This is a genomic window from Sutcliffiella sp. NC1, from assembly GCF_027594365.1.
Taxonomy (GTDB): domain Bacteria; phylum Bacillota; class Bacilli; order Bacillales; family Bacillaceae_I; genus Sutcliffiella; species Sutcliffiella cohnii.
This window is the reverse complement of the sequence record NZ_CP115153.1, coordinates 4003574-4029928: the sequence shown is the minus strand read 5'-3', so window position 1 is coordinate 4029928 and position 26355 is coordinate 4003574. Positions and strand designations below refer to the sequence as shown.

29 protein-coding genes are annotated in these 26355 nt (G+C 36.0%); 19 read left to right on the top strand and 10 right to left on the bottom strand.

Going from position 1 to position 26355, the window contains the following annotated elements:
* Nucleotides 1-16: 16 nt before the first annotated feature.
* Nucleotides 17-985 carry a 2-hydroxyacid dehydrogenase gene (locus O1A01_RS21040; protein WP_270064896.1) on the top strand — a complete coding sequence of 323 codons (969 nt, stop codon included), beginning with the start codon at nt 17-19 and terminating at the stop codon, nt 983-985.
* Nucleotides 986-1035: 50 nt separating this feature from the next.
* On the opposite strand, the gene O1A01_RS21035 is transcribed toward O1A01_RS21040, so the two are convergent.
* Complete coding sequence (locus O1A01_RS21035; protein WP_412766307.1) at nt 1036-1338, bottom strand: NifU family protein; 303 nt, start codon at nt 1336-1338, stop codon at nt 1036-1038.
* Between the two features lie 162 nt (nt 1339-1500).
* Between O1A01_RS21035 and O1A01_RS21030 the strand changes: the two genes are divergently transcribed.
* Nucleotides 1501-1821, top strand: a complete 321-nt coding sequence (locus tag O1A01_RS21030; protein WP_270064895.1) for a YuzD family protein — start codon at nt 1501-1503, stop codon at nt 1819-1821.
* Nucleotides 1822-1889: 68 nt separating this feature from the next.
* Here the strand turns inward: O1A01_RS21030 and O1A01_RS21025 are convergent, their stop codons facing one another.
* Nucleotides 1890-2960, bottom strand: a complete 1071-nt coding sequence (locus O1A01_RS21025; protein WP_066421249.1) for an NAD(P)/FAD-dependent oxidoreductase — start codon at nt 2958-2960, stop codon at nt 1890-1892.
* A gap of 264 nt (nt 2961-3224) precedes the next feature.
* Between O1A01_RS21025 and O1A01_RS21020 the strand changes: the two genes are divergently transcribed.
* The 4 genes from O1A01_RS21020 to O1A01_RS21005 all read left to right on the top strand — a co-directional run bounded on the left by O1A01_RS21020 (nt 3225) and on the right by O1A01_RS21005 (nt 6707).
* Nucleotides 3225-3461, top strand: a complete 237-nt coding sequence (locus tag O1A01_RS21020; protein ID WP_066421247.1) for a YuzB family protein — start codon at nt 3225-3227, stop codon at nt 3459-3461.
* A gap of 401 nt (nt 3462-3862) precedes the next feature.
* On the top strand, nt 3863-5095 hold the full coding sequence (locus O1A01_RS21015; RefSeq protein WP_066421245.1) for a NupC/NupG family nucleoside CNT transporter: 1233 nt from the start codon (nt 3863-3865) through the stop codon (nt 5093-5095).
* A 164-nt stretch (nt 5096-5259) separates the two neighbouring features.
* Nucleotides 5260-6123, top strand: a complete 864-nt coding sequence (dapF, locus tag O1A01_RS21010) for a diaminopimelate epimerase (protein WP_066421243.1) — start codon at nt 5260-5262, stop codon at nt 6121-6123.
* A gap of 272 nt (nt 6124-6395) precedes the next feature.
* Nucleotides 6396-6707, top strand: coding sequence for a HesB/IscA family protein (locus O1A01_RS21005; RefSeq protein WP_443081815.1), 312 nt, complete (start codon nt 6396-6398; stop codon nt 6705-6707).
* 50 nt (nt 6708-6757) lie between these two features.
* On the opposite strand, the gene O1A01_RS21000 is transcribed toward O1A01_RS21005, so the two are convergent.
* Together O1A01_RS21000 and O1A01_RS20995 are read right to left on the bottom strand one after the other, a co-directional pair.
* Nucleotides 6758-7285: a hypothetical protein gene (locus O1A01_RS21000; protein ID WP_270064894.1), complete on the bottom strand. Its 528-nt coding sequence runs from the start codon at nt 7283-7285 to the stop codon at nt 6758-6760.
* 167 nt (nt 7286-7452) lie between these two features.
* Nucleotides 7453-8445, bottom strand: a complete 993-nt coding sequence (locus O1A01_RS20995; protein ID WP_066421229.1) for an NAD(P)/FAD-dependent oxidoreductase — start codon at nt 8443-8445, stop codon at nt 7453-7455.
* A gap of 410 nt (nt 8446-8855) precedes the next feature.
* Here O1A01_RS20995 and O1A01_RS20990 point away from each other — a divergent pair, with 410 nt between their 5' ends.
* From O1A01_RS20990 to O1A01_RS20970, 5 genes are all read left to right on the top strand, one after another.
* Nucleotides 8856-10025 carry an NAD(P)/FAD-dependent oxidoreductase gene (locus tag O1A01_RS20990; RefSeq protein WP_235858324.1) on the top strand — a complete coding sequence of 390 codons (1170 nt, stop codon included), beginning with the start codon at nt 8856-8858 and terminating at the stop codon, nt 10023-10025.
* 114 nt (nt 10026-10139) lie between these two features.
* A complete protein-coding gene (locus tag O1A01_RS20985; protein WP_066421223.1) occupies nt 10140-10616 on the top strand; it encodes an NUDIX domain-containing protein in 477 nt (158 codons plus the stop codon).
* Nucleotides 10617-10786: 170 nt separating this feature from the next.
* Nucleotides 10787-10909, top strand: a complete 123-nt coding sequence (locus O1A01_RS20980; RefSeq protein ID WP_169714891.1) for a YuiA family protein — start codon at nt 10787-10789, stop codon at nt 10907-10909.
* A gap of 117 nt (nt 10910-11026) precedes the next feature.
* Nucleotides 11027-11350, top strand: a complete 324-nt coding sequence (locus O1A01_RS20975) for a YuiB family protein (RefSeq protein WP_066421220.1) — start codon at nt 11027-11029, stop codon at nt 11348-11350.
* A 548-nt stretch (nt 11351-11898) separates the two neighbouring features.
* Entirely contained in the window at nt 11899-12612 is a 714-nt protein-coding gene (locus tag O1A01_RS20970; RefSeq protein WP_066418978.1) for a 3D domain-containing protein, read from the top strand.
* 36 nt (nt 12613-12648) lie between these two features.
* On the opposite strand, the gene O1A01_RS20965 is transcribed toward O1A01_RS20970, so the two are convergent.
* Entirely contained in the window at nt 12649-13473 is an 825-nt protein-coding gene (locus O1A01_RS20965) for a cobalamin-binding protein (RefSeq protein ID WP_270064893.1), read from the bottom strand.
* Nucleotides 13474-13485: 12 nt separating this feature from the next.
* Nucleotides 13486-13968, bottom strand: a complete 483-nt coding sequence (locus O1A01_RS20960) for a divergent PAP2 family protein (protein WP_066418975.1) — start codon at nt 13966-13968, stop codon at nt 13486-13488.
* Nucleotides 13969-14123: 155 nt separating this feature from the next.
* Between O1A01_RS20960 and O1A01_RS20955 the strand changes: the two genes are divergently transcribed.
* The 7 genes from O1A01_RS20955 (at nt 14124) to O1A01_RS20925 (ending at nt 21748) form a co-directional block, all read left to right on the top strand.
* Nucleotides 14124-14504, top strand: coding sequence for a DUF309 domain-containing protein (locus O1A01_RS20955; protein ID WP_066418973.1), 381 nt, complete (start codon nt 14124-14126; stop codon nt 14502-14504).
* Nucleotides 14505-14569: 65 nt separating this feature from the next.
* Nucleotides 14570-16069 carry a leucyl aminopeptidase gene (locus O1A01_RS20950; protein WP_066418971.1) on the top strand — a complete coding sequence of 500 codons (1500 nt, stop codon included), beginning with the start codon at nt 14570-14572 and terminating at the stop codon, nt 16067-16069.
* A gap of 112 nt (nt 16070-16181) precedes the next feature.
* On the top strand, nt 16182-17669 hold the full coding sequence (locus O1A01_RS20945) for a spore germination protein (RefSeq protein ID WP_084380588.1): 1488 nt from the start codon (nt 16182-16184) through the stop codon (nt 17667-17669).
* Nucleotides 17666-18766 (top strand): GerAB/ArcD/ProY family transporter, encoded by a 1101-nt coding sequence (locus tag O1A01_RS20940; protein ID WP_270064892.1) that lies wholly within the window; start codon nt 17666-17668, stop codon nt 18764-18766. Before O1A01_RS20945 ends, O1A01_RS20940 begins: the two co-directional genes overlap by 4 nt.
* Nucleotides 18763-19986, top strand: coding sequence for a Ger(x)C family spore germination protein (locus tag O1A01_RS20935; protein WP_270064891.1), 1224 nt, complete (start codon nt 18763-18765; stop codon nt 19984-19986). Before O1A01_RS20940 ends, O1A01_RS20935 begins: the two co-directional genes overlap by 4 nt.
* 5 nt (nt 19987-19991) lie before the next feature.
* Complete coding sequence (locus O1A01_RS20930; RefSeq protein WP_270064890.1) at nt 19992-20150, top strand: hypothetical protein; 159 nt, start codon at nt 19992-19994, stop codon at nt 20148-20150.
* Between the two features lie 266 nt (nt 20151-20416).
* Nucleotides 20417-21748 carry a Na+/H+ antiporter family protein gene (locus O1A01_RS20925; protein WP_066418961.1) on the top strand — a complete coding sequence of 444 codons (1332 nt, stop codon included), beginning with the start codon at nt 20417-20419 and terminating at the stop codon, nt 21746-21748.
* Nucleotides 21749-21825: 77 nt separating this feature from the next.
* Here O1A01_RS20925 and O1A01_RS20920 read toward each other — a convergent pair whose 3' ends face one another.
* Nucleotides 21826-22422: a biotin transporter BioY gene (locus O1A01_RS20920; protein ID WP_270064889.1), complete on the bottom strand. Its 597-nt coding sequence runs from the start codon at nt 22420-22422 to the stop codon at nt 21826-21828.
* 159 nt (nt 22423-22581) lie between these two features.
* Between O1A01_RS20920 and O1A01_RS20915 the strand changes: the two genes are divergently transcribed.
* The gene (locus O1A01_RS20915; RefSeq protein ID WP_066418956.1) at nt 22582-22821 is read left to right on the top strand and encodes a YueH family protein; all 240 of its coding nucleotides are present in this window, start codon (nt 22582-22584) and stop codon (nt 22819-22821) included.
* 50 nt (nt 22822-22871) lie between these two features.
* Here the strand turns inward: O1A01_RS20915 and rodA are convergent, their stop codons facing one another.
* From rodA to O1A01_RS20900, 3 genes are all read right to left on the bottom strand, one after another.
* Complete coding sequence (rodA, locus tag O1A01_RS20910; RefSeq protein WP_066418953.1) at nt 22872-24038, bottom strand: rod shape-determining protein RodA; 1167 nt, start codon at nt 24036-24038, stop codon at nt 22872-22874.
* On the bottom strand, nt 24014-25168 hold the full coding sequence (gene ftsW / locus O1A01_RS20905; protein ID WP_066418949.1) for a putative lipid II flippase FtsW: 1155 nt from the start codon (nt 25166-25168) through the stop codon (nt 24014-24016). Before ftsW ends, rodA begins: the two co-directional genes overlap by 25 nt.
* A gap of 303 nt (nt 25169-25471) precedes the next feature.
* Nucleotides 25472-26338, bottom strand: a complete 867-nt coding sequence (locus O1A01_RS20900) for an ABC transporter ATP-binding protein (protein ID WP_066418948.1) — start codon at nt 26336-26338, stop codon at nt 25472-25474.
* Nucleotides 26339-26355 lie beyond the last annotated feature (17 nt).

The window sequence follows — 26355 nt, the reverse complement described above, 5'->3', positions numbered from 1 at the left end:
AGGGGTAGGCGTCTTCATGAAGAAACCATACGTATTTATAACGAGAAAATTACCAACTCAAATCGTACAGGCATTAGAGGATGTTGCAGAAGTAAAGATGTGGGATAGTGAAGAAGTACAAGTACCGAGAGAAGTACTATTAGAGGAAGCGGCAAAAGCAGATGCGTTATTAACAATGTTATCAGATAAAGTAGATGAACAATTGTTAAGTAATGCTCCAAATTTAAAAATAGTCGCTAACTTAGCTGTAGGATATGACAATATCGATATTTATACAGCAGCAAATAATGGGGTTGTCGTAACAAATACACCTGACGTTTTAACAGACACTACGGCTGATTTAGCATTTTCCTTATTACTTGCAACAGCAAGACGCATAGTTGAAGGAGCTCAGTACATAAAAGAAGGGAAATGGAATAGCTGGAGCCCTTTCCTACTAGCAGGTACAGATGTTCATCATAAAACTATTGGTATTGTTGGAATGGGGAAAATAGGACAAGCCGTAGCAAAACGAGCTAGTGGGTTTGATATGGAAATTTTATATCATAACCGTTCAAGAAATACAGAAGCGGAAACCGAATTAGGAGCTGTTTATCAATCGTTAGAAGAGCTTCTGAAGAAGTCTGATTACATTGTATGTTTAACACCATTAACAGAGGAAACGAAACACTTATTTGGAAAAGAACAATTTAAAGTGATGAAAAATTCCGCAATTTTTATAAATGTCGGCCGCGGTCAAGTAGTAGTAGAGGAAGATTTAGTGGAAGCTTTAAAAAATGGTGATATCGCTGGGGCAGGTTTAGATGTTTTTTATCAAGAGCCAATTTCCAATTCTCACCCACTACTCGAACTTCCGCAAGTAGTTGCTATCCCGCATATTGGAAGTGCATCTGTAGAAACGAGAACCGAAATGATGGAATTGTGTTGCAAAAATATAAAAGATAAATTAACAGGTAAAGAAGTAAAAAGTATTTTGCCGAACTAATAATAAAAAACCGAGGAGAAATCCTCGGTTTTTCGTATTGTAGGTGTAAATTAGAATACTTGCTCTACTTCTACTACTCCAGGTACTTCTTCTAATAGTGCACGTTCAATACCAGCTTTTAATGTGATTGTTGAACTTGGGCAGCTACCGCAAGCACCTAGTAGACGTAGTTTTACGATGCCGTCTTCCACATCAACTAATTCACAATCTCCTCCGTCACGAAGAAGGAATGGACGTAATTTATCAAGCACTTCTTGTACTTGAGGAATAATATCTTGCGTTTCTGTAGACATATATATCGCTCCTTTCCCGTTCTTACTCTTATTATATAAGGTATTACGAAAAAAATCTATCGGACAGCACTAGCTGTTTTTGGAAATGGGCAATTTTTTAGGCATTGTATATGTTTTTTGGCTAGTTAAATGTATGGTGAAACGCTGCCTAAACATTAGTATATGCTTTTAATTACAAAAAAGGTACAATAGAAATATATAAATATTGTTGGGGTGAGTGGGATGAAGCAAATAGAAATTGAAGTTTATGGTGCAGAAGTGTTATGTCCAAGTTGTGTTAATTTACCTTCCTCAAAAGAAACGTATGAATGGTTACAAGCAGCAGTGGAAAGAAAATTTCCGAACCAACCGTTTACGATTTCGTATATAGATATTTATAACCCTCCGACAGAAGAAGAGAAGAAACAATTTGCCGAAAAAGTAGTAGAAGAGGATTTGTTTTATCCTGTCGTTGTAATTAATGGAGAAATTGTAGGCGAAGGTAATCCGAAATTAAAGGCAGTATATGCTGAAATGGAAAAGTACGGTTATACACCAGCGTAAATGAAAAAAAGAGAAGCTAATTAGCTTCTCTTTCTTTCATATCTTCTAGCGACTAAGCGAAAACTAAATTAGTTCCCGTTATGGTATTTATACATCCATAAAACACCAGACTTTAAAAGTCGAGCCATTCTACCAGTTAATGGACGTTCAGCAACTAGTCCAAAACCATGCTTTTTCCCGAGTGAACCGAGGATCCCTTTTAATTTTATCGGTGGGAACTCACTCGGTGGCTCTTGACCAGCCCATCTTTTAACTAACACTTGAACGATTTGTTCCGCTTGTCCTTCCGCTAACTGTGCGCTCGGTGCGTGCGGAAGACTAGCACAATCTCCAACAACGTAAACATTTTCGTAATTAGGTACATTATGCTGCTTCGTTAACACCACTCGTCCTTGGCTATCTTTTTCAACGTCTAAATCCCGTACTACTTTATTCGGTTGGATCCCAGCAGTCCACACAATAACGTCACAATGAATAGGTTCATCGTGATTAAATAGTGTATTCGGTTCTACACGAGTTATATTAGAAGAATTAATTACTTCTACCCCATTTGTTTCAAACCAATTTTGTACGTAATTGCTTAGTTTTGCTGGAAATGCAGATAATACAACGTTCCCACGATCAAATAATTTTACTTGTAAGTCTGGACGACTTTCATGAAGTTCACTAGCTAATTCAACCCCGCTTAATCCAGCTCCGACAATTGCCACGACTTTATTTGGCCCTAAATCGTTTAATGCCTGATACGTTTTACGAGATTTATTAATGGATTGAATACTGTAAGTAAACTCATCCGCACCTGGTACACCATGATATTTATCTTCGCAACCTAAACCGATAACGATATAATTATAAGGAAGAACGGATCCGTCATTAAAAAGAACCTGTTCATGCTCTATATCTACTTTAGAAACTTCTCCATATTTAACAGACAGTCGTGCATGTTCAGGAAAGTTAACACGTACATGGTGATCTGATATCGTTCCTGCAGCGAGCGCATAAAATTCCGTTTTTAAACTATGATACGGTGCTCGATCAACTAAAGTTATTTCTATATCGTCAGGCAATTGATTTGGTAATAGGCGTTGGAGAAGACGCATTCCCCCATAACCGCCTCCTAGAACAACAAGTTTTTTCATAGTAGCAATCCCCTTTTACTTTTAAAAAATATCATATAAATAATCTATTAAAAAAATAATATGTGAAGAACTGAACAATTAATGCACAAAATGCGCTTTCATTTTTAAAAACGTATAACACGTTTATCGAAAATACCACTAAAAGTATATCGAAATTATGACAAAATAACAACATAGTTTGCTAAAATACTTATAAATGATAGTGAAGCTCTTACTTATAAATACAAAATAATTCAGAAGTTTGATGGTGAGGTGAATACTGGTATGAAGCCAATCGTAGAGTTTTGTGTAAGTAATTTGGCTAGTGGAGCTCAAAAGGCACGCGAACAGCTAGAAAAAGATCCAAATTTAGATATAGTGGAATATGGATGTCTAGGTTATTGTGGGAAATGTTTCCAGTCAATGTTTGCATTAGTGAATGGAGATGTTGTAAAAGGAGACACAGCTGACCAATTAATTGAAAATATATATAAATATATAGATGAAAACCCGCTATTTTAATATAAAAATTAACACAGCCAACGATGCTGTGTTTTTTTATTTTGCTTTATTTACATTCATTACGGTTGGTAGAAGAGCGGGGAGGGCGAAAAACAAGAAGTTTAGCAATTAAGAGGGTAGGTATCGCAAATATAAAGGTATATAACACAACTATATAGTGAGGTATAACTCAATAATCGAGAATCTTCCTAGTTTCATGCACTTGTACGTAGGTAATATCAAGTAATGATGATGAATAAAAACGAAGTTAAGGGGAAAATTACGAGAACAGGAATGAAATTACATATAAAAAAGTACTTTAAAACGCTTTCAACTTGTAGTAAAGTATAAGAGTGTTGGTTAGATGTCTGACGACCAACAACATACAAAATTTTCAAAAAATAAACGAGGTGGCATCAACCATGACTAACATCTTATGGGGATTATTAGGAATCGTAGTTGTTTTCGCGATAGCATTTTTACTATCTGAACATAAACGTTCCATAAAGTTACGTACAATTATAGGGGGATTAGCAATACAGCTAATTTTCGCATTTATCGTACTAAAATGGGAATTAGGTAGACAAGCATTTTTAAAGCTTTCAAACGGAGTCCAACATATTATTGACTATGCGTTTGAAGGGGTAGGCTTTTTATTTGGTGCTTTAGGAGACGCTGGTTCTCCAACAGGTTTCGTTTTTGCGTTCCAAGTATTAACTATTATCATATTCTTTTCATCATTAATTTCTGTTTTATATTACTTAGGAATTATGCAATGGATTATCCGTCTATTAGGTGGGGCATTATCAAAACTTTTAGGTACTAGTAGAACTGAGTCTTTATCTGCTTCCGCAAACATTTTCGTCGGACAAACGGAAGCTCCGTTAGTAATTCGTCCTTACATTGGTGGACTAACTAGATCAGAACTATTTGCTGTAATGACAGGTGGACTTGCATCGGTTGCTGGTTCTGTATTATTCGGATATGCAATGTTAGGAGTTCCACTGGAATACTTGCTAGCTGCAAGCTTTATGGCTGCACCAGGTGGGTTAATTATGGCAAAAATTATGCTTCCAGAAACGGAAAAGCCCGTTGACCAAGTTGGCAAAGAAATTGAGGAAGCTGAAGAAGATAAGGCAACGAACTTAGTAGATGCAGCGGCACGTGGAGCATCAGATGGATTAAAGCTAGCGTTAAACGTTGGTGCAATGTTATTAGCTTTTATCGCATTAATCGCTCTAGTTAATGGTTTCTTAGGGTGGATTGGAGGTTTATTTGGCGCAACAAACTTCTCTCTAGACTTTATTTTAGGTTACCTATTCTCACCATTAGCATTTGTAATAGGTATTCCGTGGAGTGAAGCAGTAGCGGCGGGTAACTTAATTGGACAAAAGCTTGTATTAAACGAATTTGTCGCTTACTCCACTTTCTCCACTCAATTAGACTTATTTAGTGAGAAATCCGTTGCTATCATTTCTTTTGCACTTTGTGGATTCGCAAACCTTTCTTCCTTAGCGATTTTATTAGGCGGACTTGGAAGTTTAGCACCAAACCGTCGTCCTGACATCGCAAAATTAGGAATGAAAGCAATTATTGCAGGTACTTTAGCAAACCTTTTAAGTGCAGCAATTGCCGGCATGATTATATTCTCATAATAATAAAAGCTCCCTTCCAAACAGGAAAGGAGCTTTTATTTATTTTAAAAACGGGGGATGTTCTTAGTATGCTCCATCTTTTCTAATTTTATTCATACTAATTTACAAAAGAGCGAATTTTTATGCTAATATTAGAAAAAATGTTTAAATGTATGGAGGTCCATATGCAAGCAATTCCATTTACTAAAATGCACGGATTAGGAAACAACTATATATACGTTGATATGTTTAAAGAAAATTTAAAGGAAGAAGAATTGAGTGATATTGCGATCGCCGTTTCTTCTATTTATACAGGAATTGGATCAGACGGAATGATTTTAATTTGTCCATCTGATGTGGCTCCAGTTAAAATGCGTATTTTTAATAATGATGGCTCAGAAGGAAAAAATTGTGGCAATGGTTTAAGATGTGTTGCTAAATACGCGTATGAAAAAAAGCTCGTTCATGATAAGACATTTAAAATTGAAACTCTTTCCGGTTTAGTAGAAGCAACCGTACAAGAATCAGAAACTGGGGAAGTTAACATAGTAACGGTAGATATGGGAGTTCCGCGGTTAAGTCGTGACCAAATACCAATGCAGGGCAGTGAAAAATCCGAAGTAATTAATGAACCTTTTCCTGTTGATGGGGAAGTTTATCATATTACGACTGTTTCCATGGGGAATCCTCACGGTATTTTTTATGTAGAAAATATTGAAGCTGCCCCACTCACTACGTTAGGGCCTAGAGTAGAAAAAGATGAACGTTTTCCCGAAAGTGTAAACGTTGAATTTGTGGAAGTAGTGTCTGAATCAGAGCTTCACTTTAGAGTATGGGAGCGTGGTTCCGGAATTACACAAGCATGCGGAACAGGAGCGTGTGCCGCAGTCGTAGCCTCCGTTTTAAACGGTAAAACGAAAAGAGGGATAGAAACAACCGTACACCTTGCTGGGGGTGACCTATTCATTACGTGGACAGAAGAAGGAAACGTACTAATGACAGGACCAGCAGAAACTATTTGTACAGGTACTTTTTTTTACCGTTCGTAATCTGAAAAGGACTGCTCGTTATTAGGGCAGTCCTTTCCCATACAAGCTATCTCGATATCCACGAAAAAAACCGATATCAATGAAACACGGACACTTTTTTAATTAACGTGCTCTTTTTAGTGATAGAATAGCCATCTTATAAAGTAAATCAGATGCTTTGAGAACTTTTGAGTGAAACGGTATAATATAATATAAGAGGTATGTAGAAGGAGGTGTTTCGAGTGAGCGAAGTATTAACTTTAACAGAGGCTGCTGCTTTTCAAGTAAAAGACATGATGAAAGAATACGGTAGTGATGATGTTTATTTACGTGTAAAAGTTAACGGTGGTGGCTGTAGTGGTTTATCATACGGGATGGGCTTTGATGAAGAAAAAACAGACAAAGATATGGAACTCCAACAACATGGAGTGAGAATATTAATAGACGAAGAAAGTGCGCCAATTTTACGCGATGTAAAAATTGATTATAAACAATCGATGATGGGCGGCGGCTTTACAATCGATAATCCAAACGCCATTGCATCATGTGGATGTGGATCATCGTTCCGAACGGCAACAGTAGAGGGAACACCAGAAGAATGTTAATAAGAAAGCACCTAACTCCTGTTATAGTTAGGTGCTTTCTTTCTTCATCACTACTTCTTCTTCCTCTTTGAAACAAACCAGAACGAACCTAAACCGATTAACACTAACATAGAAATCCCAAAGTTAGTAGTGAAATTACCTTCATTATCTTTAGCAGAGAGACTATTTAGTGGAGTACCTTCACCAAGTTCCGCCACATCCTCTTGCGCAAAGGCAAGTTCAGCAGTTCTTGAACATAAGTTTGTGTGTAACTCCCCGTTATCGTTATTTGCATAAATGATATATTCTATATTCGTCTCAAAATTCACACCACACGCTGCTGAATTAGACGGTGTGTAAACAGTCGTCTCTTTATTGGTCATTCCTTTCCAAGCTTCACTTACCTCAATAGTAACTTCTATTTCCTCACCTTTTTCTTTAATATTTAAGACTTTACCAGCAAAAACAGCATCATGACTAGCAAGTTCCTCTGAAGGAGTACCTGGAGGTAAACAAGAACAAGCAAAAGTAGATGGAGCTAAAGACAATAAACTTACGGCAAGTAAACATGTCGCTATTACAATTTTTATGAATTTCATATTGTAACTAACCACCTTATAAAAGTTTTGTTACATAACTAGACGTAGTAAAAAAAAGAAGGTTACAGGTAGTTGTTCCTGTTTTATAAATAAAAAAGCACGGCTTCATAAAAATGAAACCGTGCTTGTATCATTAGGGAGAAAGAGCTCTTCCTGTTGTGTATAGATTAAAATAAACTAGTACTGTGTAAAGGCTGAACTTTCGCTTTCGGGTCAATATATGCTTTTGCATTATTAACGGCAGTTGGAGCTTCTCCAAAACCAGAAGCAATTAATTTAACTTTCCCATCGTATGTGCAAATGTCACCTGCTGCGTATATACCAGGAATGTTCGTCTCCATTTTTGAGTTAACGACGATAGAGTTCTTCTCAATCGTTAGTCCCCAATCTTTAATAGGACCAAGAGATGAAACAAATCCGTAATTGACAATGACAGCATCAACATCTAAAACTTCTTTACTTTCTTCTTTTACTTTCTCAAGGACAACTTGTTGAATTCCGTTGTCATCTCCAATAACTTCGGAAGGTACATAAGGTGTTTTTACTTCAACTTTAGAATTCATTAAATTTTCGACACTATGCTCATGTGCACGGAACTTATCACGACGGTGAACTAATGTTACTTTTTCAGCAATCGGCTCTAGCATTAAAGCCCAGTCAACAGCTGAGTCTCCTCCACCAAATACAACAACTTTTTTCCCTGCAAATTTATTCATATCATCGACAAAGTAATGAAGGTTTTTCCCTTCGTATTTTCTAACTTCGTCAAGCTCTAAGCGACGCGGTTGAAAAGCACCGTTACCAGCAGTAATGATAATTGCTTTAGAGTAATGAGTTTCGGCATTAGTAGTTAATTTAAATGTACCATCACCCATTTTTTCAATTGATTGAACAGATTGTTCCAATGCTACTGTCGGTTCAAACTTAGACATTTGTTCCTTTAAATTATCAATTAACTCTTGTGCACGCACTTTCGGAAAACCAGCAATATCATATATGTATTTTTCAGGATATAAAGCAGAAAGCTGTCCTCCTAGTTGTGGTAAACTTTCAATTATCTTAACTGTTGCCTGACGCATACCGCCGTAAAAAGCAGTAAAGAGTCCGACTGGTCCACCACCAATAATCGTAATGTCATACACTTTTTGATCTTCTTTCATTGTGTCAACCCCCCTTATAATGTAACTACCACTACCTATAATAGCATAATTTTTTAACAATATCTTTTCTATTATGTAGCAAAATGAAGAAAAAATAGTCTTACAAATATTTCAGACGAATATTCTAAATGTTACAAACTTGTTAAATTTGCTTGAAAAAACAGTGGAAAAAGCATATGATGTATATGGTATAAACTTTATTATGACAAATTTCGTACATTATCATGTACTTATTCGTGAAGGGTTTCACAATATGATCCCTTAAATAAAATATACATTTTTAGTAGATAGTATGAATATAGAAATTTGTCAGTGTCATCATATATTTATTAAACTTTCGTAGAAAAGGTGGATGTATTACGTTGAGAAAGCCAAAAATCGTTATTTTAGGTGCCGGTTACGGTGGATTAATGACAACTGTTCGACTTCAAAAACAGCTTGGCGTTAATGAAGCAGATATTACGTTAGTAAACAAAAACAACTACCATTATGAGTCTACATGGCTTCATGAAGCGTCTGCTGGTACGTTACCTGCAGATCGTACACGTTACAAAGTAACAGATGTAATTGACAAGAGTAAAGTACATTTCCTTGTAGATACAGTTACTTCAATTAATCGTGAAGAAAAAACAGTAGCACTATCTAAAGGTGGAGAATTAAACTACGACTATTTAGTAGTCTCACTAGGTTACGAAGCTGAAACGTTCGGTATTAAAGGATTAAAAGAACATGCATTCTCTATTGCTAACTTAAACGCAGCGCGTCAAATTCGTGAGCATATTGAATATCAATTTGCTACGTATAATACTGAAAAAGATCGCCGTGATGATCGTTTAACGATTGTAGTTGGTGGAGCTGGTTTTACTGGTATTGAATTTTTAGGTGAATTAGCTAATCGTGCACCTGAGCTATGTCAAGAGTTTGATGTACCTCAAGAAAAGGTTCGTATCATCTGTGTAGAAGCGGCACCAACTGTTCTTCCAGGATTTGATCCAGAGCTAGTAGAGTACGCTGTAAACCAATTAGAGAAAAAAGGTGTAGAGTTCAAAATTGGTACGGCTATTAAAGAAGCAACAGAAGAAGGAATTATCGTTGCTAAAGATGACCAAGTGGAAGAAATTAAAGCTGGTACTGTAGTATGGGCTGCTGGTGTTCGTGGAAACCATTTAGTAGAAGACTCTGGCTTTGAAAACATGCGCGGTCGTGTAAAAGTAGATCCTTACTTACGTGCACCAGGGCATGATGATGTATTCATCGTTGGTGATTGCTCGTTAATCATTAATGAAGAAATTAATCGTCCATACCCTCCAACAGCACAAATTGCGATGCAACAAGGAGAAATTTGTGCGAAAAACTTAGCTGTTCTAGTACGTGGTCAAGGTGAATTAGAAGCATTTACTCCTGACTTAAAAGGTTCCGTATGTTCTCTAGGTGAAGACGATGCAATTGGTGTTGTATTCGGTCGCAAAGTATGGGGATCGAAAGCTTCTTTCATGAAGAAAATGGTTGATAACCGTGCTCTATTCATGATTGGTGGACCTGGACTAGTAATGAAAAAAGGTAAATTCAACATCCTATAATATAGATTTAAAAAGCCACTCTTTTTAGAGTGGTTTTTTCTTTTTGACAGATGTTATTCAAACTTGAATTTTCTCTTAATAGCGATACTATATTTACAAGAGAGGTGAAGTAAGATGAAGAGAGGAAATGTTTGGTTAGGAGTGGCAGCGCTCGTAGTGGATGAAGAGGGAAGAATACTTGTTGTAAAAAAACAATATGGCGGGTTAAAAGGGAAATGGTCCTTACCTGCTGGATTTGTCGACCCTACAGAGACTATAGATGAGGCTGTAAAACGTGAGGTTTTAGAAGAAACAGGAATTGAATGTGAAGTAGATGGAGTCATAGGGATACGTTCAGGCGTCATAAAGGATGAAATTAGTGATAATATGATTATTTTTAACTGTAAGCCACTACATACTAACGTAACAGTTGAAGAAAAAGAATTAATGGACGCTTCATTTCTGACTGTAGAAGCTTTAAAAAACGATCCCGCAACTTCTTTACTTATTCATCATTTTATTGATAACCGAATAAATTACTCACTGCATATGGATGAAACGAAAGATCCTGGAAAACAATTTGGCTATACTTCGTATCGATTGTTTTTCTAAATTATTTATTTAAATGTTTAAATATTAAGAAAATTAAAGTGTGAGAAAGAGTCACATTGATGTATTCGCTTACATGGACGCTCTACTGTTATTTTCCGACTTTTCAAAAGAGGCCAAGGGATGGTATATTATCAGAAAATTAAGTAAATAACTAATCCGGAGGGATGGGAATGACAGTTCAACTTAGTGTAGAGAAGAAAGAATGTACCTATTGTTCAGGAAAAGGATATCATCAATTATTACTAGGCGGATCCGAAACATGTGCCTGCTGTGGCGGAAGTGGAAAGAAATAATTGTCTTTTACGTGAACATTTTAAATTTGACCAATTATGTAGCATGGAAAAGTAATTGACTCATATTTATCGTTTCAGTACACTAAGAATGATGTGTACAGGAGGTGGAACATAAATATGAACATACCTATATTACTTATTTCTATGCTACTTTTCTTTGTATTGTTTTTCGGGATAGGCTTCCTTCTAAATATGTTATTAAGAATGTCATGGATTATGGCAATTATATATCCATTTGTATGTATATGGATTATTGGAAACCCGCAAGTTACATTGTCTGATTACTTTTTATCACCAATTTCCTCCTTACAAATTTTAGGTGGGAAGTTAGCGATTTTACCATTCGCTGAGATTATTATATTATTATCTGGACTATTTGGTGCTATTCTTTCTGGAGTTGTTATTCGCATGCTTCGTAAAAATGGATATCAAATGTTTTAATGGAGACGCCTATTTATTAGGCGTTTATTTTTTTGTCTAACCTTGAAAGTAGAATGGTTGTAATGTGCTAGTCCGTTCCTCTTCGCTACGGGAACTTGCTTTCCGCGGGCGTGGCTTGAGCCTCCTCCTCGCTACGCTCGTGCGGGGTCTCAAGGCTCACGCTACTCCCGCAGGAGTCAAGTTCCCTCCGCTCCAATCCACTCACGGTTCAAAAGTATAAGCACGATCCTTATAACCGTTCAAAACTGGAAATACACTTTCATATTGTCCATGATGCTAACCTATGACTTGCATTGGTGTTTACCTTGAAAATAAATTGGTTGTTTATGTTATTCTTTTATACTTACGCTACTGACACTTTTCCATTATTTTTGTATTTAGTTAGTCGAATTCATGGTAATTATTTCTAATTTATTAGTAGATTACAAGTAAATATTGGCAATTTTTTTAGGCTTTTATATGAAATTACTAATTTTCTTCTCTTTTTTCGAATATTTCTTGTCCAAATTGGAAAGGAATAGTGATGTGAGAGGAGTGAAGAAAATACTATGAAAACGGCAAAAATAGTTGGCCGAAGGATAATTACTTGTATTTTGTTCTTTACAGCTTTATTAGTAACCTTCCAATCTGTTTCTGGAGTAGAGGCTAAAACACTTCATGAATGGGTGGTCGAAAAAGAATGGTATGGGAAACAAGAGAAAAAGACAACATCTGAAGATAACTTCTTTAAGAAGGTTAGTTTAGAATGGAAAAATTTAAATTTATTTTCGGCAATTGAAACGTTTGTGAGTTCAGAGGAAGCGGTAGAAGCACCATTAACTTTAGAAGAAGCGATAGATTGGAATCAATATGAAAAACATAATGTATTAGCAACAGGATATACAGCAGGCTATGAATCAACGGGTAAAAAACCAGATCACCCTCAATATGGAATAACGTTTTCTGGTGTAAAAGTTAGACGTGATTTATATTCTACGATAGCAGCAGATCCGAGAGTGTATCCAATCGGAACAATTTTGTATATTCCTGGATATGGCTATGGTGTTGTTGCAGATACTGGTGGAGCAATAAAAGGCGGTAAAATTGACTTATACTATGATACTGTTGAAGAAGTATTCCAAGAGTGGGGTAAAAAAAGAACAGACGTATATGTCGTTAAAAAAGGAAATGGTAAACTTACAGAAGAAGATTTACGTCTCTTAAATGAAGACGAATCAATGCAAGTATTTAGACAGCAGTTTAACGAGAAAAAAGGTTCATAATAAATAAAGTCCTAAAAGTCAGTAGAGACTGACCTTTTAGGACTTTTTAGGTTGTAGTAAAGGGTCGCTCGCTTCTGAGTATATTGGATACTTGGAAGAATGCAATAAAGCTGCTAGTTTTTGAAGTCCTATTAAAAGTCGAGGGGATGGACGACAAAACAAGCTTTCTTCTAATATGTGTACGTTGTTTTCTTTTAAGGCACTCAAATCATTCCAACCTGGGCGTTTTTGAATTGCCTTCTTATTCATTTTACTTTCTTTAACCCCAACCCAAATTAGACAAATATGGTCTGGATTACGATTTTTTACGTCCACCCAATCAGTTTGGTAGTTTGCGACGTTTTGATCGGCAAAGATATTCCTTCCCCCAGCTAGCTCACTAATTTCTGTTAGCCAATTCACTCTACCGGGAGTAAACACTGGTTTTGGCCACCATTCCCAATAGATGCTCGGTTTATTTTCAATAGAGCTTGAAATTTCCTTATATGAGTTTATGATGTTGTTGAATATTTCAGCTAGTTCATGTGCTTTTTCTTCATGTCCTGTTTCCGTTCCTAGATGAATTAAATCCTCTTTAATATCTTGAAGGGATTGAGGGTTATATGTAACAAATGGTAAATGTCGCTTTTCTAATTGTTCAATGTTTTTTTCCATGCCTGGTACACTTAAAGAAGCAAGTACTAAGTCAGGCTTAAGACTTTCAACGAGGTCGATATTAATATTTAAGTCTGGCCCAAGCTTAGGTAAAGCCTTTATACTTTTTGGCCAGTCTGAAAAATCATCTACCCCAACTAAGTATTTTGTTAATCCTAAGTAGTGAACGAGTTCTGTGTTACTAGGGCAAAGAGAAATGATTCTCATATACGCTCCCCCTTACAGTACGTGGAATATGTAATGCAATAATAGCGTTAATAAAATCCCAGTAATTCCTCCAAAGAACACTTCAATAGGTTGATGACCTAAAAGCTCTTTCAATTCTTTTTGCTTTTCTTGTTCATTCATTTTTTGCCAAGATTTAGCCTCTTCCATAAACCTGTTGAAATCAATGACTAACTTATTAAGGACAGTTGCCTGTTCTCCTGCGTGACGGCGAATACCAGTTGCATCAAACATTACGATAATGGCAAATACGGTAGCAACTGCAAAAATAGGGGAGCCTAAACCTGTTTCTAACGCAACTCCTGTAGCAACAGCGGTAACAGCAGCCGAGTGTGAGCTAGGCATTCCACCTGTAGAGGTAAGGAGTGACCAATCTATTTTCCTCGTTGCAATAAATTGAATCGGTACTTTTACAAATTGTGCAAAGCCAATAGCAGCTAATGCAGCCCATAACGGAAAATTAGTAAATAAGTCCATTGTACATAATCGCCCTTTCGTTGCTGTGAATATATTTTTGTTTTTATTATACAGTAAAGCAGTACAATTTCTAATAAAGATGAATGATATTTTCAATTTTGTTACAATAAATTTAGAAAATAGTGAAAGTTTTATGATAGAAAGTAGGGTGGCGTATGCATTTATATCCAGATGAGTATTATGAGTTTTTTATTAAATTTAACGAAGGAGACTATTATACTTGTCACGATTTATTAGAAGAAATATGGTTAACGGAAAAAGACAATTTGTTTTTAAAGGGCTTGCTTCAAATGACGGTGGCTATTTACCATTACGAATATGGAAATGTAAAAGGTGCACGATCGATGATGAGAGCAGGACACACTTATATACAAAAATATCGCCCAAAACATTGGGGGTTAAACCTAGAAATAGTAAATGAGTTTATAGAACAAAGTTTAAACATTATACCAAACGATATAGACCGTATTCCATTTGAGGACATTTCAACGTTACCACAGCTTCCCCAACTTATTTTATATTTACAAGAAGATTAGCTACTCGAAATATTTTTAAACTTTCGCTATAATGGACATACATACTTTGAGAGGTAGGGGATAACATGTTTCATGTTCAAAATACGATCGATTTTACAGAAAAGCAGTCAGCATTAGTAGTTGGTTTGTTTGAAAAAAATAAAAAGCTAGAAGGTCTGCTAGGAGAATTAAATGAGTCACTTAATGGACAGTTAACGGAGCTTTTAAAAGAAGGGGATATTTCTTCAAAATTTAAGGGGATTGCAAAAATACATACATTTGGGCAAACTTCTTTTAAACGTTTATTTATTGTTGGTTTAGGTAAAGAAGACGAGCTAACATTTACAAGTTTAAGGGAAGCGTTAGGAAAGGTGAGTAAAGAGCTTCAAGTTGCAAAGTTAACCGATGTAGTAGTGGCAGTTGATTCATTTGTAACAGAAAATGTAGATGTATTGGACGTGTCACATGCTTTTGGGGAAGCGTTACCACTCGCTACATATAAATTTGACGGCTATAAGAAAAAATCAAACGAGCCTGAAAGAAAAATAGAAGACGTAACACTTGTAACGGAAAATGATTTAGAAGAAGTAAAAACAAGTGTCACTGTAGGTTATTACTATGGTGTAGGAACCAACTCTGCTAGAACGCTAGTAAATTTACCAGGTAATATGTTAACTGCAACAGATATGGCAAATTATGCTGACGAGTTAGCTAAGAAATATGAATTTGAAATTGAAATTCTTGAAAAAGAAGATATGGAAAAGTTAGGAATGGGTGCATTACTAGCGGTTAATAAAGGGTCTGTAGAACCACCGAAAATGATTGTCATGAAATACCAAGGTAAGGATGAATGGAATGATGTAATCGGACTTGTAGGAAAAGGTATTACGTTTGATACAGGTGGATATTCGATAAAGCCAAAAGACGGAATTGTTGGCATGAAATCGGATATGGGTGGAGCAGCTTCTGTTTTAGGCGCGATGGAAGTTATCGGCGAATTGAGGCCTGAGCAAAATGTGTTAGCAGTTATTGCAACGACCGATAATATGATTAGTGGTGAAGCATTTAAACCAGATGACGTTATTACATCCATGAGTGGTAAAACAATTGAAGTGTTAAACACAGACGCGGAAGGTAGATTAGTATTAGCAGATGCCATTACGTACGCGAAACATCACGGTGCCAACTATTTAGTAGATGTCGCAACGTTAACTGGTGGAGTCATAGTAGCACTAGGTATGAAGACGACGGGAGCAATGGCAAATAACGAAGCATTGTTTGAACAAGTTTTAGAAGCCTCCTATGAAGCGGGCGAACAAATGTGGAGATTGCCATTATTTGAATCAGAAGTAAAACGAGTACGTAATAGTAAAGTGGCAGACTTAAACAATTCACCTGGTCGTGATGGACATGCCATTTTAGCAGCAGCGTTTATAGGAGAGTTTGCAGAAGATACTCCTTGGGTTCATTTAGATATAGCAGGTACAGCGACTACTTCATCCTCACATGATTTAGGACCTGCAGGAGCGACAGGTGTGATGGTTCGCACATTAGTAACGTTCGTTGAGCGATTTGAAACAAAATAATAATGAAAGAAAAACTATCGACTACGGTCGGTAGTTTTTTTATTCGTATAACTTAATTCAATAAGGAAAACTATAACAGTAGGAATGCACAAACTTGCCAACGGAGTGAATTATGATGGAGCTGCTTAAAACGTTCACCGCAGATTACAAACAAAATATAGCTTTCTTTTCTGATTCTTTTTCCTTTCCGAAAAATAAAGATATCAATATTAAAGAATTTACGATGGCGGGAGAAAAGAAAGCAGCTCTCATTTATTTGCACGGTATGGCAAATGAGCAAACTATTGAAAAAGAATTAATAAATATCCTTCGAAACGTACCGATAGATGAAAACACAACCGAAAAAATTGCTGAAGTTAGTCCTGTTACCTTAAAAAATGAAGTAAGGAAAAAAGACAGTGCATTACGATTCATATTAAATGGTGATGCAGTATTAATAATGGAAGGAGTAGACTTTGTTCTCCCTTTTACTACGAAGAAATTTGAAATACGTGCGATTGAGCAACCAGAAATAGAGAAAGTAACGAAAGGACCGAAAGAAAGTTTTATTGAATCGATTGATTCCAATATATCGTTAATACGAAAACAGCTTCGTAGTCCGCAACTAATTACAGAGCAACTGAATGTTGGAGGAGAAACAGAACAGTCTCCAGTTTCCATGATATACATTAAAGGGATTGCGAATGATGAGCTAGTAGAGAAAGTGAAAAATAGAATCGTTGAAATAAGTATGGATAACATCTCCAATCTCTCTATTCTTGAGCAGCATATTGAAGAAAGATCGTATTCACTTATCCCAACGGTTATGCTAACTGAGCGGCCGGATCGTGCGGCTTCATTTTTACGAGAGGGGCATGTAGTTCTTTTGATGGATAGTTCTCCGGATTGCTTAGTAATGCCAGTAACGTTTTGGTCTTTTTTTCATACCGCTGAAGATTATTATCAAAGATGGCCATTTGGTAACTTACTACGAATTATTAGGTTATTTGCTTTTTTTGCTGCATTGTTAGCACCAGCTGTTTTTATTGCTGTTACAACGTATCATATTGAATCCATTCCAACAGATCTTTTATTTACGTTTATCGCAACACGTGAACTAGTTCCGTTCCCATCGGTATTCGAGTTAATTCTTCTTGAATTGACGTTTGATGTATTTCGAGAAGCAGGTTTGCGGATGCCATCTAAGGTTGGTCCAGTCGTCGCGATGTTGGCTGCACTAATTATTAGTATTGCAGCAATTGAATCAGGCTTAATCAGTCCAATTGTTATTACAGTAGTCGGATTTTCTAGTCTTGCATCGTTCACGATTCCAACAAACAGTTTTGTATACGCAGTTCGAATTGCCCGTTTCGGTTTCATTACACTTGCTGCACTTATGGGCTTTTTCGGAATAGCTATTGGAGTTCAAGCATGTATTGCTTACTTAACAACGGTCAAATCATTTGATGTTCCTTTTATTTCACCAATGGCTCCACATTATCGTTCTTCTAAAGACTTATTAACTCGCCCGCCTTTATGGAAAATGTGGCTTAGACCTTTGCATGTATACCCATTAAACCGGGTTAAAGGTGACAAGCCAGAAGGTGGGAAGAATAGATGATAAAAAAATCAGATGGAAAGATTGGGACGAGAGAATTTTTAGCGCTCATTTTGTTAACTATTGGATTGAAACAAACTGATATGACTGCGTCCATACTGTTCCCCTTAGGAACAACTGCTACGTGGATAATGCCACTGTTATCAGGAGTCATTGTACTTTTGTCTTTTTTAGTATTGTTGGCGCTTTTAAAGCTCTATCAAAATAAAAATATTGTTGACATTACATTTATCATTACAGGAAAAGTTTTTGGTTTTATTATAGGAGTTGTTCTATTTTTATTTATGCTAGGGACTACTGTGCTTTATGTCCGCAATCATGCAGATACGATGGGGATAATGTACTTTCCGAATACTCCAACACCAGTTATTGTATTTTTGTTTCTTTTCGTTAGCTTTTTTATCGCAAATCGAGGTATCGAAGCGATCGGAAGAACGTCATGGCTTACAGTCCCCTACTTAAAAATAGCATTTATCATTATTTTAGTATTACTTATAGGATCCCTTCAGTGGAGAAATATTTATCCAATAGCGGGACCTGGCTTGTCAATTCTCTTGATTGAGAGTACTAAAACAAGCTATTTAATTGGAGAGTTACTCTTTTTCTCTATTTTGTTTCCTTTCGTAAGGAGTTACGAGAACTTTCGTCTAGCGAGCTTTATTGGTTTTGGTTTTGTTGTTATTGAATTAATGTTGTTTTTTATTGTATATATCATGATATATGATTTCCCGGCAGTTGAGAGTATACCATTTACGTTTCATCAATTGACGAGAATTGTGGATCTCGGTCCAGTGCTAGGAAATATAGAATCGTTTTTCATAGGTTTTTGGGCAATTGCAAGCATTACAAGGCTAGCAATTTATCTGTTTGTGACAGGCGCTTTGCTAGCTTCAAGCTTACGTTTGAAAGAGTTTGAGCCTTTATTTTTGCCATTAGCCGGAGTAGTATTCTTTTTAGCATTATTACCTGAATCAAATATAGAAAGTTTACTTATATTGGGGGAAAGTACTTATTACCAATTTAGCTGGTATTTTATTTTAGTTTTACCGTTTATTTTGTGGATTGTAGATCAAGTAAAAAAAGGAGGCAGGTATGTATGAGATGGTTGAAATTCATCGTAGTATGCTTACTTTTATTCCCTTTGTCAGGCTGTTGGGATAGGGGAGAGATTACACAATTTGCCTTTCCTGTTGTACTTGGTCTAGACGAAGGAGAAGATGGGTTATTAGAAATAACGATGCAAATTGCAAATGCGCGAGGTGTTGCACCTAAAATGGAAGCATCAAGTGGAACGGAACCGTCTGAAATTATTACGATAAGTGCTCCAGATTTATTATCAGCTCGAGAGATGGCTAACATTTCAGTAACGAAAGATATCCGATATTCCCATGTGAAAAATATAGTCATAAGTGAAAATTTAGCTCGTTCGCGTGAATTTCCATCCATTATGGAAGCAACCCTTCGAGATCGACAGTTTCGCAGAGATATTAACGTCGTTATATCACGTGAAGAAGCATCTGATTTTATTCGAAATAACAATCCACAGTTAGAAGAAAGACCACATAAGTTTTTTGCGTTTATGTTGGAAAGATGGGAACAAACAGGGTTAATGCCTGAAGCAACGTTAAATCAATATTTTAAGGAGATAGATGGAAAAGATGGATTATTTTTATCTATTTATGCCACTTCCACTATTAAAGAACCGGAAGTGAAGGAAGATGAGGACTATATCGCAGGAGAAGTGGACTTATCAGGAGGCAACCCAACTCAAATGATTGGTTCAGCTGTTTTTAAAGATGGAAGAATGGTCGGTGTAATGAGCGGAGAAGAAACTAGACATTCCCTACTTCTACGACCATATGCGAAGGTAAATACGATACAAACTAATTTTAAAGATCCGAACGATCCAGCAAAAGCGATAACGGTTCGGATGTTAAAAAATGAAAGCCCAAAAGTTAATATTAATATGGAAAAGGAAAAGGGCACCATTTCCGTTGTAATTCCTGTGATTATTCAAGTACTACATATCCCAGGAGAAACAAATTATACAGAAAACATCCAACACCAAGCAACATTAAAAAAGTCGATTGAACAACAATTAAAAAATGAAAGTAAATCACTAATAAGAAAGTCACAACGTATTTTTAAAGCAGAGCCTTTTTTATGGTCAAGTATTGCTAGAGGAAACTTCTGGACATGGACCGAGTATGAAAAATTTGACTGGAGCGATTATTTTTCAAATTCGAAAGTTAACATAAAATACGATGTGACAATTGATAGGTATGGGAAATATCTCTACTCGGAAAGTGAAAAGAGGTAATAACGATGTTTTGGATGTATGTAGTAGCCTTAATATGTTTATATTATTTGATTGCATTTTCAAGAGCAGTTTGGAAAGATGGGAAAAAGTATACAGGAGCATTTTTAATTGTTTTTTTAGGAGGAAGTTTAGTTTTCCTTCCAATCTTCCTTCATATCAGGTAAAGGGGAGAGGCTGAGACAAAACTAGATTGATCATGATAAAAAACGGACTATCGTAGTAAAGCGAAGTATACTTCCGGAGCGAGTTTTCCTCGAATATATTTTGTTCGTTTTTATTATGTTTGTTTTAGTCATGTCCTAACCTCTTCTTTTTGTTATCTTATAAAATTGCTAGTTGACGATATATGTTTTAGTGTGATAAAGTAATTAACATGTTTTAATACTCTAATTGTTTAGCGAGATAAAGTGTATTTGGAAGGAGTTACACCATGAATGCAGTCATTATAGCAATTTTAATTATGTTAATACTAAGTTTGTTACGAATAAACGTTGTGATCGCACTAGTAATAGGTGCTTTTATAGGAGGAATAACAGGTGGTCTTGGATTGGAAGGGACCATTAATACGTTTGTAGATGGATTAGGAGGAAATGCAGCAGTTGCATTAAGTTATGCATTATTAGGTGCTTTTGCAGTAGGTCTTTCCAAAACTGGTCTTCCTGATGCGTTAGTAGATACAGCTATTAAACTACTAGGTAGAAATGGAGAATCGAAGAAGAAGACATTATCAAAAGTGCTTTTATTGTTAGTCATATTATCGGTTTCCATTATGTCACAGAACGCAATACCAGTTCATATAGCGTTTATCCCGATATTAATTCCGCCACTATTAAAAGTATTAAATGAATTACAGATTGATAGAAGGGTAACAGCTACTGTTTTAACATTTGGATTAACAGCTCCTTATATATTATTACCTGTAGGTTTTGGGGCAATTTTCCACGATATTTTGCAAACGAACATGGCGGAAAGTGGACTAACAGTATCATTATCAGATATTCCGTTAGCGATGCTATTACCTGTAGGAGGAATGGTGGTAGGACTTTTAATCGCCGTCTTCTTTTCCTATCGAAAGCCTCGTACTTATGAGCAAAAAGAATTAATTGGAGTGGAAAAAGCAACATACTCGAAAAAAAGCATTAGTTTTGCAATTGTTGCGGTTGTTGTATCATTAGTTGCTCAGTTATACCTATCAGAAGTTGTTGGTGTTCAAGGAATGATTTATGGATCTTTAGCAGGAATTATTATTTTATATTTGAGTGGATCTATGAAGTTAAACGAATCTGATACTATTTTAACAAATGGAATGAGAATGATGGCATTCATCGGGTTTGTAATGATTTCGGCTTCTGGATTTGCGCAAGTGTTACGAGCAACAGGTCATATTGAGACACTTGTTGCAACTTCAGCTCAATGGTTTGGCACGAATCAAATGGTTGCCGCTTTTGTCATGTTAATAGTAGGATTATTTATTACGATGGGAATAGGTTCTTCGTTTTCGACTATCCCTATTATAGCTGCGATTTTTGTACCACTATGTATCGAAATGGGATTTAGTCCGATGGCAACGTTAGCGATTATTGGAACGGCTGCAGCTTTAGGGGATGCAGGTTCACCGGCGTCGGATAGTACGTTAGGGCCAACGTCTGGTTTAAATGCAGATGGCCAGCATAATCACATTTGGGATTCTTGTGTTCCTACATTTTTACACTACAACATTCCGCTTATTATTTTCGGGAGTATTGCAGCGGTTATTCTTTAATACAAACAGGTTTTCAAAAAAGACGTTTGCTAATTTAAAGGCAAACGTCTTTTTTGATTATTATTTTATTCAAGAAATTAAGCAACTTTCCCTGCAGATGGTAAGGTTCTATTTTTCCAAAGTGCTTTGTACATTTTAGGTGCTAAGACGGCACAAACAAGGGTGAAAATGAAATCCTTTAGCGCGAATGCTGCCATCGTTATCCAGGCGGCGCTGTAGGCCATATCGACACCTAACCAAACGTTTAAAGATAGATACATATAGTTTGTACCGATAAAATAAATTACGATAGTACCTGCCATTGCGGCTAAAATATAAGTGAATAAAGAAGTCTTTTTGCTTTTTTCCATAATGAGTCCAGCAACCCAAGCTGCAAAAATGTACGAGATGATAAATCCACCAGTATTTCCGATGATTACGCCAAAACCAGCTTTAAACGCTGAAAAAATTGGCGCCCCCGCAATTCCTAGTACCATATATACAAACATCGATATGGCGGCAAGTCTTCGTCCTAACAATAAACCTGCTAAAACGCAAAAGAATGGAGCCATTGATAAAGGTACACCTGCTACTTGTAGAAACGGTAACCATGACGTAATGTTTGCTCCGATTGCCATTAGTGCAACAAACATAGATGCGTATGTAATGTCTAAAGCAGTAATTCTCTTTTTCATTCTGTTAACCCCTTTGTATTATTAGTTAACAAAATAGTAATCTATTAAATAAGTTTTTGTCAACAATATATTTATTTAGGTTGACATTAATAAACTTGAATACGCTTCTTGTCCGAGATAAACTATATTGGAGAGGATTGAGATGAAAGGAAGAGTAAAGTGAAAATTAGAAAAGCGTACATAGGAACAGAAATTTACCCTGTTTATATTCATGAAAATAAAAAAGAAGAGCATACGTTAGTAGCAATCCCAACTTTAAGTTGGTCAACCATTATTACGTATGAAGAAGACAAAGGTAATATAGAAAAAAGGTTAAAAAACGATTTTAAACAAAAATTAACAGAAGAGGCACCAGAGCATTTATCATTAAAAATTGTACAGTGGGTAACAGAAATGTAAAAAGAAAGCGGACAGTTCACTACGAATCTGCCCGCTTTTTTCTCTTACAATTATTTAAACATAAATGACTTTGTTCGATATTTAACGTTTAATACAATTCCCATTGCAATGAAGTTCGTCAGTAGTGCGCTACCTCCGTAACTTAAAAATGGTAAAGCTAAACCTGTAATAGGCATAAGACCGAGAGTCATCCCAATGTTCTGGAATATTTGGAAGACTAATAGTCCAATTATTCCCGTTACTAAATACGTTCCAAAAGGGTTATCGCAGCTTATTGCTATTATAATTAATCGATAAATCATAATAAAGTAAATAGAAATGAGAAGGGTAGCACCGATAAAGCCAAACTCTTCTCCAACTAAAGCGAAAATAAAATCGGTTTGAACTTCTGGTATTCGTCCACTTTGTGCTTGAACACCATCTAAATATCCACGCCCTGTTACTTGCCCTGAACCGATACCTTTTAACGCTTCTGTCAGCTGATAGCCATACGAAGAAGCGTATTCGCTCCGGTTTAACCATCCATATATACGTTCTAACTGATGTGGTTCAATTATTTTTGCAAATATATCAAAATGCTTATTGTGTAAATAAACTAATGTCGATAGGCCAGCTAAAATTACGCCAAAGATGGAAGTGAGTATTTTCCATGATGCACCACTGATAAACACCATTGTCACCATAATTGCACCGATAACAAGGGCAGTTCCTAAATCGGGCTGTTTTAAAATTAATAAAAATGGGGGTAATGTATATAAGACTATTTTTACTAATATCCATAATGGTGTTGTTTGTTCTACTTGCGATTTATTTTTCACCCATTTGTATATGACGGATGAGAGTAAAATAACAAGGAATATTTTGACAAACTCAGATGGTTGTAAATCAAATCCAGGTAATTTAATCCATCTTTGTGAACCATTTTTTTCATGGCCAAAGAAATAAACTACTAACAATAATAAAAGCCCAATTGCATAAAAAGGTATTGCTAAGTTTTCCAAAAGTTCATAGTCAAAAAACATAATTGCAAACATAACAGCCGTACCAATTACATACCATACAATTTGCCTTTTAAGGAAATAATAAGGGTCATTTACAAAATATTGACCTGACGCACTGTAGACGGCAAATAAACTTATTATAAATAGTAAAAACAGTAGAAATAACAGTGTATAATCAATCCGATTCGACACTAACTTGTTCTCTTCTGTTCCCATGATGGTTGTGTCTCCTCTCTTGTTTCGCTTGCAATATTTGCATGTTTGGACAAATGCACAAGTATTCCTGCTGCAAAAATGGTTAGTAGTAACGAAGACCCTCCGTAACTAATAAACGGTAATGTAATCCCTGTAATAGGTAACATTCCACTAACTGCTCCTGCATTGAACAAAACTTGTGTACTTATTTGAAACGTTATTCCAAATGCAAGAAGTTTTCCAAACGGGTTTTTAATTAAAATACCTGTACGAACTCCTCTTATTAAAATGATGAAATAAAGGAGGAATAAAAATAGCACACCAAAAATGCCGAGTTCTTCCGATATAACGGCCAAAATAAAATCTGTGTGGGCCTCAGGTAAGAAGCCTAGCTTTTGAATTCCTTGCCCTAAGCCGCGACCTAATAAGCCACCTTCTCCGATGGCAATGTAAGAGTTTACTAACTGATGGCCCGTATCTTGAGCGTCCGCGAATGGATCTCGAAAGGCTGTTAATCGTTTCATTCGATAATCGGCAGAAGTAGCTAAATATACTATACCAGCTAATGAAACAGCTCCTAAACTAACTATATGAATTAACCGAGCCCCTGAACAAATTAATACAGCACCACACGCTAAAAGAATAGCCGTTGCTGTCCCTAAGTCAGGCTGTCGCATAATTAGTGCGAAAACAATTACTAATACAGCAAGAGGAGGTAATACGCCTCTTTTAAATTCTTGTATATAAGGCTGTTTTTTCGCATAAACCCTCGCAAAATAAATAACCATAACGATTTTTGCAATTTCTGATGGTTGTACTAAAATACTACCAATCTGGAACCAACGTTGCGCTCCACCTCTATCTACACCGACACCGGGAATTGTAACTAAAATTAGAGCGATTAAAATCCCAAATACCATTAAAGGTGTAAATCGATCATATAGTTTATAGGGAATAATAGTGGCAGCAATAAAAACAGGAATGCCTAAATAAAGCCAAGTTAATTGCCTTTGAAAATAATAATCATAACTATAACCATCTCTTAAACTAGTAATCATTCCTGCACTATAAACCATCACTAACCCATAAATGCATAGAAGGACGATAGCAGTTATTAAGATCCAATCTAATTTTCTAAAATGTGTAATCATTGTTATTACCCCTAACAGAATCGCAAATATCATACCGTAATTATACAATAATAGTCCATGACAATATATTGGGAATATGTGAAAAAAGGAATAGAAGAGTCCTCGAAATAGAAAAAGGCTTTAAAAGCCTCTTAGTAGCAAACATTAAACAGTTCGAAAGTGATACGCGTTCTTTTAACCGTATACGAATCTATTTTTTATTATATAGTATTTGTAAAAAATTCTCTTCTATTAGCTAAAAAGAAATGGAAAACTTTTTTGCAACGCTTGTAAAAGTACGTCAAACTACATCGCTGCAAAGATCTAACCTTCTATGTTTGCTTTTCTTACAAAAAGTGCATCTTCCATCGTAGGGTAAGCTTGTTGAAATAGCGGAGATGGGCAATGGTCACTTAAGCATTTAAGTTCCATCTTATCCCGTCCGATTCTTTTAGCACTTAAAGTATGAAAGCTACTAAAATACTTTTCCATGTCTTCTTCTGGCACGGTACCTATCCATAGTAAGGAAGAATTGGTGTACTTCCACTGAATTGCACTACCGTAAAACGCAACGCCGCCATTGTAAATCCAAAGCACAGCATCACAAACATGCTCCCATTCATTTAATTCATGGGTTGCGACAATAATAGCAGTAGACTGTGAAATGGAATGTAAATATTGGATTAAAGTTTTTCGTTCATGTATATCTAAAAAATTTAATGGTTCATCAAGAATGATATATTTTGGTCTTCCTAGAAAAGCTTGAATTAAGGCGATACGTTGTTGCATTCCTTGTGATAGCTTTTTTATTTTACTATCAGCCACGTCAAATAAATGAAAAGTTTTTAACAGATTGCTTATTTGTTTTTCGGCAAATGGCTTAGATAATCCTTTTAATTGCGCCAAGTATAGCAGCAACTTTTTAACAGTATAGTCTTGATATAATTCTAAACCTGTTGGAACGAAACCGATTTTCCCCCTGATCGTAGGAAGATCTTTTTCAATTGTTTTCTTGTCATAATAAATTTGGCCAGCTAATGGTCGTTTTGCAGTAGCTAAAAGGTGCAGGAAAGTTGTTTTTCCAGCACCGTTATTTCCTACTAGAAGAGTTATACCTTTTCTAAGTTCTAATTCCTCTATTTGCAACTGAAATGATTTATAGCGCCAACGTAAATTTTGAACTGTAATCACTGTACTAACCCTTTCTA

What these genes read in the sequence shown, in the direction of transcription:
- O1A01_RS20955 (WP_066418973.1), top strand. Translation starts at nt 14,124, where the DNA reads ATGCATTTATATCCAGATGAGTATTATGAGTTTTTTATTAAATTTAAC.
- O1A01_RS21030 (WP_270064895.1), top strand. Translation starts at nt 1,501, where the DNA reads ATGAAGCAAATAGAAATTGAAGTTTATGGTGCAGAAGTGTTATGTCCA.
- O1A01_RS20920 (WP_270064889.1), bottom strand. Translation starts at nt 22,422, where the DNA reads ATGAAAAAGAGAATTACTGCTTTAGACATTACATACGCATCTATGTTT.
- O1A01_RS21005 (WP_443081815.1), top strand. Translation starts at nt 6,396, where the DNA reads ATGATGAAAGAATACGGTAGTGATGATGTTTATTTACGTGTAAAAGTT.
- O1A01_RS20945 (WP_084380588.1), top strand. Translation starts at nt 16,182, where the DNA reads ATGATGGAGCTGCTTAAAACGTTCACCGCAGATTACAAACAAAATATA.
- O1A01_RS20935 (WP_270064891.1), top strand. Translation starts at nt 18,763, where the DNA reads ATGAGATGGTTGAAATTCATCGTAGTATGCTTACTTTTATTCCCTTTG.
- O1A01_RS20930 (WP_270064890.1), top strand. Translation starts at nt 19,992, where the DNA reads ATGTTTTGGATGTATGTAGTAGCCTTAATATGTTTATATTATTTGATT.
- O1A01_RS20950 (WP_066418971.1), top strand. Translation starts at nt 14,570, where the DNA reads ATGTTTCATGTTCAAAATACGATCGATTTTACAGAAAAGCAGTCAGCA.
- O1A01_RS20990 (WP_235858324.1), top strand. Translation starts at nt 8,856, where the DNA reads ATGACAACTGTTCGACTTCAAAAACAGCTTGGCGTTAATGAAGCAGAT.
- O1A01_RS21000 (WP_270064894.1), bottom strand. Translation starts at nt 7,285, where the DNA reads ATGAAATTCATAAAAATTGTAATAGCGACATGTTTACTTGCCGTAAGT.
- O1A01_RS20985 (WP_066421223.1), top strand. Translation starts at nt 10,140, where the DNA reads ATGAAGAGAGGAAATGTTTGGTTAGGAGTGGCAGCGCTCGTAGTGGAT.
- O1A01_RS21015 (WP_066421245.1), top strand. Translation starts at nt 3,863, where the DNA reads ATGACTAACATCTTATGGGGATTATTAGGAATCGTAGTTGTTTTCGCG.
- O1A01_RS20970 (WP_066418978.1), top strand. Translation starts at nt 11,899, where the DNA reads ATGAAAACGGCAAAAATAGTTGGCCGAAGGATAATTACTTGTATTTTG.
- O1A01_RS20965 (WP_270064893.1), bottom strand. Translation starts at nt 13,473, where the DNA reads ATGAGAATCATTTCTCTTTGCCCTAGTAACACAGAACTCGTTCACTAC.
- O1A01_RS21020 (WP_066421247.1), top strand. Translation starts at nt 3,225, where the DNA reads ATGAAGCCAATCGTAGAGTTTTGTGTAAGTAATTTGGCTAGTGGAGCT.
- O1A01_RS20995 (WP_066421229.1), bottom strand. Translation starts at nt 8,445, where the DNA reads ATGAAAGAAGATCAAAAAGTGTATGACATTACGATTATTGGTGGTGGA.
- O1A01_RS20980 (WP_169714891.1), top strand. Translation starts at nt 10,787, where the DNA reads ATGACAGTTCAACTTAGTGTAGAGAAGAAAGAATGTACCTATTGTTCA.
- O1A01_RS21040 (WP_270064896.1), top strand. Translation starts at nt 17, where the DNA reads ATGAAGAAACCATACGTATTTATAACGAGAAAATTACCAACTCAAATC.
- O1A01_RS21025 (WP_066421249.1), bottom strand. Translation starts at nt 2,960, where the DNA reads ATGAAAAAACTTGTTGTTCTAGGAGGCGGTTATGGGGGAATGCGTCTT.
- O1A01_RS20925 (WP_066418961.1), top strand. Translation starts at nt 20,417, where the DNA reads ATGAATGCAGTCATTATAGCAATTTTAATTATGTTAATACTAAGTTTG.
- O1A01_RS20975 (WP_066421220.1), top strand. Translation starts at nt 11,027, where the DNA reads ATGAACATACCTATATTACTTATTTCTATGCTACTTTTCTTTGTATTG.
- ftsW (WP_066418949.1), bottom strand. Translation starts at nt 25,168, where the DNA reads ATGATTACACATTTTAGAAAATTAGATTGGATCTTAATAACTGCTATC.
- rodA (WP_066418953.1), bottom strand. Translation starts at nt 24,038, where the DNA reads ATGGGAACAGAAGAGAACAAGTTAGTGTCGAATCGGATTGATTATACA.
- O1A01_RS20960 (WP_066418975.1), bottom strand. Translation starts at nt 13,968, where the DNA reads ATGGACTTATTTACTAATTTTCCGTTATGGGCTGCATTAGCTGCTATT.
- dapF (WP_066421243.1), top strand. Translation starts at nt 5,260, where the DNA reads ATGCAAGCAATTCCATTTACTAAAATGCACGGATTAGGAAACAACTAT.
- O1A01_RS20940 (WP_270064892.1), top strand. Translation starts at nt 17,666, where the DNA reads ATGATAAAAAAATCAGATGGAAAGATTGGGACGAGAGAATTTTTAGCG.